Raw genomic sequence first — 12,408 nt, forward strand, 5'->3', positions numbered from 1 at the left:
GGCACGGCCGCACGCCCTGGCTGCGAACCCTTAGAACTGAGGCTCGGTCAGGCCGGTGATCTCGACGATGGACTGCGGGTACCGCTCCGCGGTGAATGCCACGTAGCTGTAGACCTGCAGCACGACCGAGAGGGTGCCGGACTTGATCTCCGGCAGCACGCGGCTCCTGATCCCGCCCTCGTAGAGGATGAGGTCGTTGCTGCGCTGGACGTACACGACGTCCTCACCGTTGCCGCCGCCTTCACCGTCGTCGCCGAAGTAGGTTCCGATGTTCGGGTCGGTGACGACCGGCAGGCCCTGGAGGCCGCCGACGACCCGCTGCGAACCCACTGCTTCGAGTGTGGCCAGCGAGTTGGCGACGCCGACACCGGGCGGTAGAACAAGCGGCCGCTGATCGTCGTCGACCGCGGCGGTCAGCCAGCCCCACCGGCGCGGGTGCATCACGATGTGTGTCGGCGGCTGGAACCGCGAGGTGTGGACGCGTTGGATGCCGTCGGCGATCGCGTTGTAGAACCCAGACACGGTCACCGCACCGACCGGCAGCGTCACGATGCCTGGGGTGTTGTGCACGCCCAGCACCTGCCCGTTGGAGCCGCTACCGGCCAAGCACGCGATATCGAGCTTGGCGCCGTGGTCGGCGATTAGGTCGCCGAAGATGACTTCATCGAAGTTGATGGGCGACTGGTCGAGCAGTTGCTGGGCGACCGAGGCTTGCCCGGTGACGGTGTGAACCCCGGCCTCGACGGTGTCGGTGTCGGCGTCACGTTCTTCGACGGCGGTGTTGTCGCCGTTCTGGAACGCGGTCGCCGTCCCCGAGGTGACCTTGGGGATCTTGAGGCTGTCGGTCTTCGGCGGTAGCGCGGCGCTCTGCGCCAGGTTCGCGTAGGCGCGGCCCGCCCGGGCCAGGTCGACGTACTCGTCAACCAGCCACGTGGGCGGCACGAATTCTCCGCCTGCACCGTCGGTGCGGTCCATGTCGCGGTACTCGGGGTTGGTCTCCACGTCCGTGGCGTGACGGCGCAGCCGCTCGTCGGCGTCGCGGTAGCCCTCGGTGCGGCGCACCGAGGTGATCAGGTCGGCGAAATAACTGTGCCGACAGTGCTTTTCGTACGTTCGTGGTTCGCGGACGGTGATTAGTGGGATCGACCGAGCCCGGGCCGCGGCCGCCTTCGCGGCCTCAGCGGCGTTCGCAGCGTTGGCCTCCGACAAGCTCATCGGCTTGCGGCGGTCGCCCGGGCGGCGGCCGGCCATTTGAAGCGCACTATCGAGGGTCAACGTGTTGCCCTTCTTCCGCACGGATGCAGAGGTCGTGGGGTTGGCGCCGAAGTTGACCACCGATACGTCGCCCTTGTGCAGGTTGACCTCGGTGATGGTGCGCAGCGCGTGCAGGTCGTCGGGGAAGTCGTCGGTGTTCGACCACTGCTGGGACCGGACGCGGAACGCGAAGCTCATCTCGTCGAGGTCGCCGCGGCGCATCTTCACTTCGAGGCGCTGCACGTCGGGGTCGGTGCGGTCGAGCTTCGCCGAGACCTTGAGGCCCTTGGTGTCGGCGGACAGCGTGAGGGTGCCGGACTTGGTGCGCGCCAGAGGCATGCCCTCGTGGTTGATGAGCAGGTGCAGGTCGGGCTTCTCGCGCAACGACTTGGTGAACGCGCCCTTGTCGAGCTGCTCGATCCAGCCGCCTTGGGCCGGGCCGCCGTACATCTCGTATGGCTCGAACGTCGAGGCGTAGCCGGTCAGGGTGATCGTGTCGTCGTCGGCGGCGCGCAGCTCGACCTGCTCGATCGGGATGCTGCGGTGCTCCGGGGCGTCGGTGATCGCCGTCGGCCGGGACCGGGTCGCCATCGTCATGTGCGCTCCTTAAAGCCATTTCGCAGGGTCTGCCAGAAATCCGGGTCGCCGCCGTCGTCGCAGGCCGCCCCGAGATTGATCGCGGCTCGGTGAACGACATCTGGGTCCAGGACAGCGACGATCGCGTCGAGCACTTCCGGGTCGGTGCGGTCGAGGTCCGCGAGCATGTTTAACGCCTTGACGAGGCTCATCTCGGGCATCGGCGGCGCTCCTTCCTCGCTTCGACGTGGGCCTGCAGCTCATCCGCAGGAATCCACCACCGTCCGCCGCGACTGTTGGCCTGTATCCGGCCTTTCCGACAGAGGTACCGGACCCCGGCTTCAGTCAGGCCCAACGCCGAGGCGGCGGTCTTGACGTCGATCACGCCGGGGTCGAGGTCCAGTGTCGCGGCCACGCCCGCGACCACTTCCGTTCTCGCGTCGACGTGAGGATCTACGTGAGATTGACTGTGACACCGCAAATCCCGCCGCAACTGCTGCAACGGAAGCTGCAACAGCGCGCCGCGGTCGGCAGCGAGCGATTCCAGTGTGTCCAGGGCGGCCACAACATCCTGAGCAGCCTTGTAGGACAAAGCCACTCCCCGCAGCTCGGCAACGTCGTCCTGAGCCATCGGCTGCCTCCGTCTTTCCATCTCAAGCCACCGGACGGCGGCGGGCGTGAACTTCGGTGATCGGGATGTGCATCAGGTCATCGGGTAGGCGGCGTGGGCAGTCGGCGCACTGCGGCTCCCAGCCCGCGGACCGCAGCTGGTAGGTGGTCGCCCCGACATAGGTGATGGCCCAGCCCGTGCCGGTGAGGACCTCGTCGTGGTCGAACACCTCTAGGGCGTGGTTGTGGACGCCGTTGACGTGGCCAGGGCCGAACCCGAACACGATGAGCTTCGCGCCGGGCCGGGTGGCGCGGTGCAGCGCTGCGGAGTACCGGCGCCGCGCCGCGGTGTCCTCAAGGTTGTCGTAGAACTTCGAGTCGACGACGGTGTCGAACCGGCCCTCGTAGGCGCAGAGCTTGGTGGTGACATCGCCCAGGACGAACTGCGCGGCGGCCCCGGCGTTTCGGGCGTTGCGGCGGGCACGCGCGACCGCGGTCAGCGCGGCGTCGATGCCCACGACCTCGCACCCGGCGCGGGCGTATTCGATCGCATGCCAGCCTGTCCCGCAGCCCGGATCGAGGACATGGCCGGTGACGGCGCCGTGCGCGACGAGCTGTCGGATCACCGACTGGGGGCCGCCGATGTCCCACGGGGCCAGGTCGCGCTGGTACAGGATGTCGGCGAACTTCGCGGGCGTGGGCACGGTCACCGGTGGACCTCCTTCGGGGGTCTGCCCAGCGACGACGCCGCCGGGTCGCCGCCTCGGCGGCAGGCTGTCGACCCACGCGCGGCAAGCGGTGACTTCCGGGCAGGCTCGGCAGATGTCGGCGGCCAGCTCATGACGGGCGGCGGCGGCCGCGGCGGCCTCGCCGTCCTGCGGAGGGTCGAAGAGGTCGTGATCGCCGACGCACAGCGCGCCCGGTTCCGGCGCGGGGGGACCGATCGCGGCGGCCAGCTCAGCGAACGCCGGGTCCTGCCGCGGCGGCGGCGCGGGTTGGGTCCGCTGCGACGGCGCCTCGCCGCGCTTCCGGCGCTCCCGGTACTTCACCTGGGCGGCGGCGTTCGCGGCGACGCACACCTCGCAGCGGCAGCCCCGCTTGTAGCCGGAGCGACCGTGCGTCGTGATCGTGGCCTGGGTCGAGTCGGCGCTCATTGGTCGTCCGCGCCGCCGCTGTCACGAGTACTAGTACCGGATTGTGCACTAGTAGCCGTTACGGCGCGGTGAGCGGCGGTACGGCAACGGCCAGAGCAAAACCGTGCATCGGATCGCTTGGCGGTGAACGGGTTGCGACACTGCGCGCACTCGGTCGTTACGGCTACTGTGCGACGATCTTCGGAGACGCACCTGTCGCAAATCGTTCGATTGATGGCGTAGGCGACGGGAGAGAGGGTGAACTGGCTACGCTCATCGCCGACCCAGCGAGGCTCTCTGCACCGGCGGCATAACCGCCATCCCACATACCGCCCCCCGACGTGCCACTGCAGGGCGCAGTGGTTGCACAGCAGGGCTCCCTCAGCGGTGCAACGGGCGTACAACCACCGGAATTTCTCCTCGCGAGGGCACGCGGAGCACGTGAAATGCCCGACGATTCTTGTCTCCCGCCGGAGACTCAGGGGTAACCCGCGCAGGTGCTCGGGCGCAGCCTCGCCGATATCAGTCATCGTCGTCCCCCTGTCCTCGTCGTGGTTCCGAAAAGTCGATGAATTCCCTTGCCGCGCAACGATTGCGCGCCGCTGGTTCGTGTGGACGTTGAACAGCGCGGACGCCCGTATTGGCCTCTGTGCGCGAATCTGCGGGCTGCACACCCTGTCTCGGCTGTAGTTCCTCGTCGAAGAGGTCGTCCGCGCCGTCGTGGGCGACAGGGACGGGCACACGAGGCCGCGCAACACACGGCACCCGCCGCGGCCGGAAGTGCCCGTCCCGGCACCAGCCACCCGGCAAGCTGCCGCACATCGGGCATGCAGCGTCGAGCGCGCCCAGGTACGCCGCAGCGATCGGGCGCCCGGCGCGGCTCATGAGGCACCGCCGTCATCGATGACCTCGGCATCGACGACCTCGGCGCCAGGGCCGCCGTTCGGCGAGGAAGGCTCATGCCCGGGGAAGAACTGCGAAAAGGCGTCGCCGCCCCCCAGCCGGTGAAACAACTCGGCGTGCGCCGCCGTCTTCTCCTCGAACCGGGACGGGCGGCGCGATCCAGGTTGGCCGCCGCGTAGACGCTTCACCGCGTCGCCGTACAGGAGCGGCAGCAGACGAGGGGTCCGCGCATCCGTGCGTCCGGCCCATTCCTGGAGAGCGCTGCCGACGGCGGGCACGACGATGTCGTCCTGGGTGAGGAGCTTGACGAGTTCGCGCTCCATCTCGTCGCGGGTTTGCTTTGCGTGCCCCTGCAGGACGTCGGCGACGGCAGCGGCAGCGGCCTGGCGTGCCTGCGTCTCGCGTGTGCGCGCGGGCACGGGCACGCCGCGCGTGGGCGCGCCACGCAGCTCTTTACCTGGTCTAACCCTGGTCTTACCCTGGTACCCCCCGACCGCGTCGGGGGGACAAACCGGCTCGTTTCGGGGGGTTAAACCGCTCGTTTCGGGGGGTAAAGCACTGCTTGACCCCTGACCCGTTTCGGGGGGTAAAGCGTCATTTGACCCCCCGGTGCCGTCGGGGGGTAAAGGTGGGTCCGCATCACTCGAATCAGACCGGTCGAGCACCGGCTCGCACAGCTCCCATGTGTTTGCTACGCCGTGCCCGCGCCCGCCACCGCCGCCCTTACGTGACAGGCGCAGCCAGCCGCGCTCTACAAGCCTGCGAGTCGCCGCGGAGACCGTGTCGGGGTGCATCTCGCAGTCGGCCGCCAGCCTCGCCACCGAGGGCCGGGCGTTGCGGCCGTCGCGGTCGGCGTAGGTCAGCAGCGTCACCAGGACCCGGTAGTCGCGCGCGCTTATCCCGGCGCCGCGCAGCGTCTCCAGGAACCGGTACTTGGATTGGATCACTACCCGGCAGCCGCCTCACTGTTCATCGGCGCACCACCCAGGGGAGCTTGCAAAGGGACTCACGCCACACCCTCCGCGGCGGCTTCGAGCCGGGCGATGTACTCGTCGATCTGGCGGTCGGTGCTGAAGCGGCGCCGCCCGATGGTGACGCTCGGCAGCTCGCCGCTCTGCCAGAGGTTGAACACCACCGTGCGGCAAACCCCGCCCAGCTTGTCGCTGACAGCCTTCCAATCGTTCACTTCCCGCTCCTATTCGCTGTGCGCAAAGATCCTGCTAGTTACTTGCGTGTACAGCAACAGGCTATAGCCGCTTCCGCTATACGCCAACATACGAGCTATAGTTTGCGTATGGCGAAGAACACGGCGAGCGAAGAGAACGAGCGGGAGTGGGCCGAAAACCTGGTCCGGCACGTCGGCGCGACCGCAAAAGCGTTGCGCGGCAAACGATCTGCGAAATGGCTCAGCGACCGCACCGCCGAACTCGGCTACCGCATCCCCCCAACAGTCATCGCGAAGCTGGACAGCGGACACCGCGGCGCCGTCCTGAGCGTGCCCGAGCTGTTGGTACTCGCGGCCGCTCTCGGCGCGCCACCGCTGGCGCTGCTGCTGCCGACCGACCCGGCCGCGGACGTCGAGGCGCTGCCGGGCAAGGCCATGCCGGTGTCGGAGTTCGTGGGCTGGTTCACCGACGACACCGACGCCGCCCCGGACGGCGTGACTCGCGACCCCGCGGCCCGCGAACGCCTCGCCCTGGCGGCCTCACTCAACACCGCCGCCGGACGCATCCACTTCGCCCGGGATCTGCTGCTACGCGCGGAACGTCAGGGCAACGCCGCCGACGTCGCGCAGTACCGCCAGATGTACGAGGGGGCGGTCGATGACCACGCCCGCATCCGCGAGGCCCTTTTGACCGGGACGGCCCGCTGATGCCCCGCGAACGGATGCGGCCGGGTGAGCACGGCCAGATCACGGTGAAGCTCCGCGCCGGGAAGTGGACCGCGAAGTGCTACGTCCGCGACGCCGACGGCCGCCGCCGTGAGGCCGAGCGCTCCAGCGTGAAGTCAGCTGAGGACGCGCGCCGGTCGTTGCAGCGGCACCTGGCCGGGCGACGGGCACCGGTCACCGGGCAAGCCGTCACCGAGGCGACGACGCTGGCCGAGCTGTTCGAGCTGTGGGTCGAGACGAAGGTCGTCGCCGACGGGGTCAGCCCGCAGACGGCCGGGCAGTACCGGGCGGTCTGGGCCACTCACGGCGCCGACCAGCTCGGCGCGCTGCGGGTGACCGAGCTGCCGACGAGCCGGGCGAACGCGCACCTCCAGCAGATGGGTGCGACCACGCAGGCCAAGCGGCTGCAGATGGTGCTGCGCGGCATGTTCGGGCTGGCGGTGCGGTGCGACGTCCTCCCGGTGAACCCGATCCGTGAGGCGCGCACTGTTAAGACCACCCGCACCGCCGCGCGGGCCGCCACCGCCCAGGAGTTCGAGCAGGTCCGCGCCGCCGTGCGCGCCTACGCCGATCGAGAAGGACCGGGTCCGCGCCCGGGTCGCCTGCTGTTGGCGTTCGTCGAGTTGCTGGCCGCGACCGGCGCCCGGCCGAACGAGGTCCTCGCTCTGCGGTGGGCCAACGTCGACCTGTTGGCCGACCCGCCGACGGCCACGATCACCGGCACACTGATCGACCACGGCCGCGTCCCGGGCAAGCCGCTACACCGGCAGGAGTCCCGCAAGGGCGGCGCACCTGAGCACACGGTGTCGTTGCCGCGGTTCGGCGTGGAGGCGCTGGCCGCGCTCGTCGGCCAGTCGGGCATGGAGGGGCCGGTGTTCGCCAACCGGGACGGTGGCTGGATGAGCCTGGCGAACATGCGTCGCGCCCTGCGGGCTGCGCTACCCGAGGACCTCGCCTGGGTGACTCCGCACAGCTTCCGGCGCACGGTGGCGACGGTGGTGCGGGACGCCCTCGGCCCGGAGAAGGCGCAGCAGCAGCTCTCCCACGCGAAGCTGGCGACGACGGAGGCCCACTACCTCCAGCGCCAGACCGCCGGGCCGGACGTGCGCGATGTGCTGGACGCATACGCGCAGTTCAGCGATAGTACGGGCTGAAAGTACGGGGAAAGTACGAGATTTTGGGCGTGTCGCCTGAGCCGTGACTGGCATTTCCGCTGGAAGATGGTGCGCCCGAAGGGATTCGAACCCCTAACCTTCTGATCCGTAGTCAGATGCTCTATCCGTTGAGCTACGGGCGCTGGGTGAAACTATTTAGTTACCGCGGAGGCGAGAGGATTTGAACCTCCGGTCCGCTTTAAGACGGACAACTCATTAGCAGTGAGTCCCATTCGGCCGCTCTGGCACGCCTCCCGACGTTTACCGCCGCTGGATGAGAGTACACAGGGGCTACCTCGGGAGGCAAAGCAGATCCGAGGCGGCCATAAACTGATCGGGTGTCCGTCCGTTTACGCCCCGAGCTCGCCGACATCCCCGCCTACACCCCGGGCAGAACGGTGCCGGGCGCGATCAAGATCGCCAGCAACGAGACGGTGCACGGACCGCTGCCCAGCGTGCGGGCCGCGATCGCGACGGCGATCGACGGCATCAACCGCTACCCCGACAACGGGTACGTCGAGCTCAAGGAGCGCCTGGCCAAGCATGTCAACTTCGCGCCGGAGCACATCTCGGTGGGATGCGGTTCGGTCAGTCTGTGCCAGCAGTTGATCCAGATCACGTCCACCGTCGGCGACGAGGTGCTGTTCGGCTGGCGCAGCTTCGAGATCTACCCGCTGCAGGTCCGCACCGCCGGCGCCACCCCGGTGCAGGTGCCGCTGACCGACCACACCTTCGACCTCGACGCGATGCTCGCCGCGATCACCGACCGCACCCGGCTGATCTTCGTGTGCAACCCGAACAACCCGACCAGCACCGTCGTCGACCCCGAGGCGCTCAACCGGTTCGTCGCCGCCGTGCCGTCCCACATCCTGGTGGTGCTCGACGAGGCCTACATCGAGTACATCCGCGACGGGTTGGTGCCAGACAGCTTCGGACTCGTCCGGGAACACAGCAATGTCGTTGTGCTGCGAACGTTCTCGAAGGCCTACGGGCTGGCCGGGCTGCGTATCGGCTACGCGGTCGGCGATCCTGACATCATCACCGCACTGTCCAAGGTGTACGTGCCGTTCACCGCCACCACCGTCTCGCAGGCCGCCGCGATCGCCTGCCTGGACGCCGCCGACGAGCTGCTGCACCGTACCGACGCCGTCGTCGCAGAACGCGCCAGGGTCACCGCGGCACTGCACGCCGCCGGATACGACCTGCCGCCCTCACAGGCCAACTTCGTCTGGCTCCCGTTGGTCGGCCGCGCCCAGCAGTTCGCCTCCGACGCCGCCAACAACCGCATCATCGTGCGCCCCTACGGTGAGGACGGCGTGCGGGTGACCGTCGCCGCGGCCGAGGAGAACGACGCCTTTCTCGAATTCGCCCGACGCTGGACCGGATAGGACACAAATGACCGCCGCACGTGAGAAGTTCAACCGCCTGACAGAACGCACCGATCGGATCGACGACACCGAACTCGACAACTTCTGGTCCACGCTCGCCCCCGCCGACATCGAGTTCATGATCGGCGAGTGGAAGGGCGGCGAGTTCGACACCGGACACAAGGCCAACGGGTTCATGAACCGGCTGAACTGGTTCGGCAAGACGTTCCACTCCGCCGCCGAGGCCAAGCCGCTGGTCTGCCTCGACGCCGACGGCAACAAGTTCTCCAACACCGAGGCGATGAACGGCGAAGCCAGCCTGTGGATGGAGGAGTTCCGCGGCGAGATGGTCGCCTCGATGGTCTACGACGGCAAGCCGGTGCACGACCACTTCAAAGTGGTGGACGACAACGCCGTCATCGGCATCATGAACGGCAAGGGCGCGCTGGACACCACCTCGGGCACCCCTCGCCACCTCTACTTCTATCTCGAAAGGGTCTAGCCGCATATCGTGGCGGCAATGAAGACGCATGCACGGGTGACGGCGGCGGTGGTCGGTCTGGGAATCATCGTCGGCTTGACCACGGCGTGCCAGCAGACCACCGAGGGCACCGTCGCGCAGACCACCGAGCCGGGACCACCGCTGACGTCGTCGCCGACGACCGGCAGCCGCGCCCCGGGCATCCCCGGCCTTCCGGACATCCAGATACCGAACATCCCGCTGCCCACGCGCAACACCGACGTCCCCGAGGTCCCGGCACCAGCCAACTCGCTGGAGATGAGATGCGACGAGTTCAGCGAGCTGGACGAGGCCACCAGGGTGGCGGTGATCCGGGAGATCCTCGCTCAGGAGAACAACCCGCTGGGGCCCGACGGTGAGTTCGTGGGCCAGATCCTGGCCGACGCGGCCTGTCAGTTCCTGCCGAGCGCGAAGGTCAGCGAGGTACTGATGGGCGGCTAACCGCCGTACCCATCAGGCGGCTCGCCGTCGTCACTGGCTAGCCTCTTGCTCCATGAGCAACGCACACGAGTCATTGACCGTCGAGATCGCCGATCGCATCGCCGAGGTGACGCTGATCGGGCCGGGCAAGGGCAATGCGATGGGTCCGGCGTTCTGGGCCGAACTGCCGGTGGTGTTCGCCGAACTGGACGCCGACCCCGACGTGCGGGTGATCGTGCTCACCGGGTCCGGCAAGAACTTCAGCTACGGGCTCGACCTGGCCGCGATGGGGGACACGCTCTCGCCGATGCTGGCCGAGGGAGCGCTGGCCCGGCCGCGCGCGGAATTCCACACGCGACTGAAGACGATGCAGCAGGCCATCACGGCGGTCGCGGACTGCCGCACCCCGACCATCGCCTCGGTACACGGCTGGTGCATCGGCGGCGGCGTCGACCTGATCTCCGCGGTCGACATCCGCTACGCCAGTGCCGACGCGAAGTTCTCGGTGCGTGAGGTCAAGCTCGCGATCGTCGCCGACGTCGGCTCGCTGGCCCGGCTGCCGTTGATCCTGTCCGACGGGCATCTGCGTGAACTGGCGTTGACGGGCAAGGACATCGACGCCGCACGCGCCGAGAAGATCGGGCTGGTCAACGACGTCCATCCCGACGCCGAGGCATCTCTGGCCGCCGCCCGCGCCACCGCCGCCGAGATCGCGGCCAATCCGCCGCTCGTGGTGCAGGGCATCAAAGACGTGCTCGACGAGCAGCGCACCGCCGACGTGTCGGCCAGCCTGCGCTACGTCGCGGCGTGGAACTCCGCGTTCCTGCCCTCCAAGGACCTCACCGAAGGCATCACCGCGATGTTCGAGAAGCGGCAGGCGAACTTCACCGGCGAGTGATTCCAGACAGCGGTGGCGGAGGGATTTGAACCCCCGGTCGGTGTTAGCCGACTCTCGCTTTCAAGGCGAGTGCATTAGGCCGCTCTGCCACGCCACCGCGGGACAGTCTAGACGCGGCCGATCTTGGCCGAAGGCGCCCCGGACTTCAGCGCCTCGCTGATCCGCCGGCAGTTCTCGCCCATCGCCGAGATCTGCGGACGGGTCAGCCTGTCGAGGAAGTGGGCGCGGACCGCGCCGCCGTAGGTCAGCATCGCCGCGCCCAAGGCCTCCCTGCCCTCGGCGGTGATGTGGGCGACGACGCCACGGCCGTCGTCGGGGCTCGCGCCGCGACGGACCAGCCCCTGTTTCTCCAGCCGGTGGATCTGGCGCGTCACCCGGCTCGGCAACGACATCAACCCCTCGGCCAGGTCCCCCATCCGCGCCGACCCCGTCGACGACCTGGCAAGCAGATCGAGCAGCCGCACGTCGTTCAATGAAAGCCGGTGCTCGTCCACCAGCGTCCTGTTCATGGTCGCGTACATCCTCAACCCTGCGTCGAGAAAGTTCTGCCATGCGCGTTGTTCAGCAATGTCAAGCCCCGGCGTATCGCTCGCCGTGCGCCCCCCGATGATCCCCTCCATTTGCACATAGTAGGGCGACGACGGTATTGCTGCTATCGGAAAAACTGTGGGTTTCTGCAGCGTAGTAGCGTTGTGGAGATGTTTGCGATCGTGGCCGAATCCTCTGACCGACTCTCCTGGCAACCCGTGCCCGACGTCGCGCCCGCAGCCGGCGAAATCCTCATCAAGGTCGCCGCAGCCGGGGTGAACCGCGCCGACCTGCTGCAAGCCGCGGGCAAGTACCCGCCACCGCCCGGGGCCAGCGACATCATCGGCCTCGAAGTGTCGGGGACGATCGAGGCAGTGGGCGACCACGTCGCCCACTGGTCGCCGGGGCAACAGGTCTGCGCTTTGCTGGCAGGTGGCGGCTACGCCGAATACGTGGCCGTTCCCGCAGGCCAGGTGATGCCCGTGCCCGACGGTGTGGAGCTTGCGCACGCGGCGGCATTGCCCGAGGTGGCCTGCACGGTCTGGTCGAACCTGGTGATGACCGCCGGCCTGCGCGCATCACAGCTGTTGCTGGTCCACGGTGGCGCCAGCGGCATCGGCACCCATGCCATCCAGGTGGCCCGCGCATTGAACTGCCGGGTCGCCGTCACCGCGGGCTCGCGCAACAAGCTCGACCTGTGCGCCGAATTGGGCGCCGAGATCACCATCGACTACCGCAACGAGGACTTCGTCGACGTGGTGCGCAGCGCCGGTGGCGCCGACGTCATCCTCGACATCATGGGTGCGCTCTACCTGGATCGCAACGTCGACGCGCTTGCCGACGACGGCCGCATGGTCATCATCGGCATGCAGGGTGGCGCCAAGGCGGAGTTGAACATCGCCAAGCTGCTCGGAAAGCGCGGCGGAATCTTCGCGACCGCGTTGCGGGCACGCCCGGTCGAAGGCCCCGGAGGCAAGAGCGACATCGTCGCCCGGGTGGTCGACGACGTGTGGCCGATGGTGGCCGACGGACTTGTCCGGCCGGTGATCGGCGCGGAGTTCCCGATCGCCGAGGCCCAGGCCGCTCACGAGCTGCTCTCCTCGGGAGACGTGTCAGGCAAAGTGCTTCTGCGCGTTGATGTCTAGTCGGTGACGG

14 protein-coding genes, 3 tRNA genes and 1 pseudogene are annotated in these 12,408 nt (G+C 68.3%); 7 read left to right on the forward strand and 11 right to left on the reverse strand.

The annotated features are described in order from the left end of the window. Positions 1-30: 30 nt before the first annotated feature. The 7 genes and pseudogenes from G6N53_RS02430 to G6N53_RS02460 all read right to left on the reverse strand — a co-directional run bounded on the left by G6N53_RS02430 (position 31) and on the right by G6N53_RS02460 (position 5,661). Entirely contained in the window at positions 31-1,851 is a 1,821-nt protein-coding gene (locus G6N53_RS02430; RefSeq protein WP_205390258.1) for an HK97 family phage prohead protease, read from the reverse strand. Next, entirely contained in the window at positions 1,848-2,051 is a 204-nt protein-coding gene (locus G6N53_RS02440) for a hypothetical protein (protein ID WP_163886805.1), read from the reverse strand. The genes G6N53_RS02430 and G6N53_RS02440 overlap by 4 nt, the downstream gene beginning before the upstream one ends. Continuing rightward, the gene (locus G6N53_RS02445) at positions 2,039-2,461 is read right to left on the reverse strand and encodes a helix-turn-helix domain-containing protein (RefSeq protein ID WP_163886807.1); all 423 of its coding nucleotides are present in this window, start codon (positions 2,459-2,461) and stop codon (positions 2,039-2,041) included. The genes G6N53_RS02440 and G6N53_RS02445 overlap by 13 nt, the downstream gene beginning before the upstream one ends. A gap of 22 nt (positions 2,462-2,483) precedes the next feature. Next, the gene (locus G6N53_RS30045; protein ID WP_163886808.1) at positions 2,484-3,593 is read right to left on the reverse strand and encodes a class I SAM-dependent methyltransferase; all 1,110 of its coding nucleotides are present in this window, start codon (positions 3,591-3,593) and stop codon (positions 2,484-2,486) included. Between the two features lie 860 nt (positions 3,594-4,453). Continuing rightward, complete coding sequence (locus tag G6N53_RS30050) at positions 4,454-4,894, reverse strand: hypothetical protein (protein ID WP_237166339.1); 441 nt, start codon at positions 4,892-4,894, stop codon at positions 4,454-4,456. A gap of 330 nt (positions 4,895-5,224) precedes the next feature. Beyond that, positions 5,225-5,422: pseudogene (locus G6N53_RS30575) on the reverse strand (helix-turn-helix domain-containing protein); the annotation flags it as partial. Between the two features lie 59 nt (positions 5,423-5,481). Beyond that, positions 5,482-5,661 carry a hypothetical protein gene (locus G6N53_RS02460; protein ID WP_163886812.1) on the reverse strand — a complete coding sequence of 60 codons (180 nt, stop codon included), beginning with the start codon at positions 5,659-5,661 and terminating at the stop codon, positions 5,482-5,484. 108 nt (positions 5,662-5,769) lie between these two features. On the opposite strand from G6N53_RS02460, the gene G6N53_RS02465 reads away from it, so the two are divergent. Both G6N53_RS02465 and G6N53_RS02470 read left to right on the forward strand, forming a co-directional pair. Then, positions 5,770-6,348 (forward strand): hypothetical protein, encoded by a 579-nt coding sequence (locus G6N53_RS02465; RefSeq protein ID WP_163886814.1) that lies wholly within the window; start codon positions 5,770-5,772, stop codon positions 6,346-6,348. Next, entirely contained in the window at positions 6,348-7,520 is a 1,173-nt protein-coding gene (locus G6N53_RS02470; protein WP_163886816.1) for a tyrosine-type recombinase/integrase, read from the forward strand. Before G6N53_RS02465 ends, G6N53_RS02470 begins: the two co-directional genes overlap by 1 nt. A 67-nt stretch (positions 7,521-7,587) precedes the next feature. On the opposite strand, the gene G6N53_RS02475 is transcribed toward G6N53_RS02470, so the two are convergent. Together G6N53_RS02475 and G6N53_RS02480 are read right to left on the reverse strand one after the other, a co-directional pair. Further along, positions 7,588-7,663, reverse strand: a tRNA-Arg gene (locus G6N53_RS02475). A 23-nt stretch (positions 7,664-7,686) separates the two neighbouring features. After that, positions 7,687-7,775, reverse strand: a tRNA-Ser gene (locus G6N53_RS02480). A gap of 83 nt (positions 7,776-7,858) precedes the next feature. Between G6N53_RS02480 and hisC the strand changes: the two genes are divergently transcribed. Genes hisC through G6N53_RS02500 form a run of 4 tightly spaced genes read left to right on the forward strand, consistent with a single transcriptional unit; the run spans position 7,859 to position 10,725 of the window. Continuing rightward, positions 7,859-8,908 carry a histidinol-phosphate transaminase gene (gene hisC, locus G6N53_RS02485; RefSeq protein ID WP_163886819.1) on the forward strand — a complete coding sequence of 350 codons (1,050 nt, stop codon included), beginning with the start codon at positions 7,859-7,861 and terminating at the stop codon, positions 8,906-8,908. A 7-nt stretch (positions 8,909-8,915) separates the two neighbouring features. Beyond that, positions 8,916-9,389: a DUF4334 domain-containing protein gene (locus G6N53_RS02490; RefSeq protein ID WP_163886821.1), complete on the forward strand. Its 474-nt coding sequence runs from the start codon at positions 8,916-8,918 to the stop codon at positions 9,387-9,389. 18 nt (positions 9,390-9,407) lie between these two features. Further along, entirely contained in the window at positions 9,408-9,848 is a 441-nt protein-coding gene (locus G6N53_RS02495) for a hypothetical protein (RefSeq protein ID WP_163886823.1), read from the forward strand. A 52-nt stretch (positions 9,849-9,900) separates the two neighbouring features. Next, positions 9,901-10,725 (forward strand): crotonase/enoyl-CoA hydratase family protein, encoded by an 825-nt coding sequence (locus G6N53_RS02500; RefSeq protein ID WP_163886825.1) that lies wholly within the window; start codon positions 9,901-9,903, stop codon positions 10,723-10,725. Positions 10,726-10,735: 10 nt separating this feature from the next. Here G6N53_RS02500 and G6N53_RS02505 read toward each other — a convergent pair. Together G6N53_RS02505 and G6N53_RS02510 are read right to left on the reverse strand one after the other, a co-directional pair. Further along, positions 10,736-10,822, reverse strand: a tRNA-Ser gene (locus G6N53_RS02505). A 10-nt stretch (positions 10,823-10,832) separates the two neighbouring features. Beyond that, positions 10,833-11,345, reverse strand: a complete 513-nt coding sequence (locus G6N53_RS02510) for a MarR family winged helix-turn-helix transcriptional regulator (protein ID WP_163886827.1) — start codon at positions 11,343-11,345, stop codon at positions 10,833-10,835. Between the two features lie 78 nt (positions 11,346-11,423). On the opposite strand from G6N53_RS02510, the gene G6N53_RS02515 reads away from it, so the two are divergent. After that, positions 11,424-12,398: an NAD(P)H-quinone oxidoreductase gene (locus G6N53_RS02515; RefSeq protein ID WP_163886830.1), complete on the forward strand. Its 975-nt coding sequence runs from the start codon at positions 11,424-11,426 to the stop codon at positions 12,396-12,398. Positions 12,399-12,408: the final 10 nt, after the last annotated feature.

It is taken from the genome of Mycolicibacterium hippocampi, from assembly GCF_010723735.1.
In the GTDB taxonomy this organism is placed as follows: Bacteria; Actinomycetota; Actinomycetes; order Mycobacteriales; family Mycobacteriaceae; genus Mycobacterium; species Mycobacterium hippocampi.

What these genes read in the sequence shown, in the direction of transcription:
- G6N53_RS02430 (WP_205390258.1), bottom strand. Translation starts at nt 1,851, where the DNA reads ATGACGATGGCGACCCGGTCCCGGCCGACGGCGATCACCGACGCCCCG.
- G6N53_RS02440 (WP_163886805.1), bottom strand. Translation starts at nt 2,051, where the DNA reads ATGCCCGAGATGAGCCTCGTCAAGGCGTTAAACATGCTCGCGGACCTC.
- G6N53_RS02445 (WP_163886807.1), bottom strand. Translation starts at nt 2,461, where the DNA reads ATGGCTCAGGACGACGTTGCCGAGCTGCGGGGAGTGGCTTTGTCCTAC.
- G6N53_RS30045 (WP_163886808.1), bottom strand. Translation starts at nt 3,593, where the DNA reads ATGAGCGCCGACTCGACCCAGGCCACGATCACGACGCACGGTCGCTCC.
- G6N53_RS02465 (WP_163886814.1), top strand. Translation starts at nt 5,770, where the DNA reads ATGGCGAAGAACACGGCGAGCGAAGAGAACGAGCGGGAGTGGGCCGAA.
- G6N53_RS02470 (WP_163886816.1), top strand. Translation starts at nt 6,348, where the DNA reads ATGCCCCGCGAACGGATGCGGCCGGGTGAGCACGGCCAGATCACGGTG.
- G6N53_RS02490 (WP_163886821.1), top strand. Translation starts at nt 8,916, where the DNA reads ATGACCGCCGCACGTGAGAAGTTCAACCGCCTGACAGAACGCACCGAT.
- G6N53_RS02495 (WP_163886823.1), top strand. Translation starts at nt 9,408, where the DNA reads ATGAAGACGCATGCACGGGTGACGGCGGCGGTGGTCGGTCTGGGAATC.
- G6N53_RS02500 (WP_163886825.1), top strand. Translation starts at nt 9,901, where the DNA reads ATGAGCAACGCACACGAGTCATTGACCGTCGAGATCGCCGATCGCATC.
- G6N53_RS02510 (WP_163886827.1), bottom strand. Translation starts at nt 11,345, where the DNA reads ATGGAGGGGATCATCGGGGGGCGCACGGCGAGCGATACGCCGGGGCTT.
- G6N53_RS02515 (WP_163886830.1), top strand. Translation starts at nt 11,424, where the DNA reads ATGTTTGCGATCGTGGCCGAATCCTCTGACCGACTCTCCTGGCAACCC.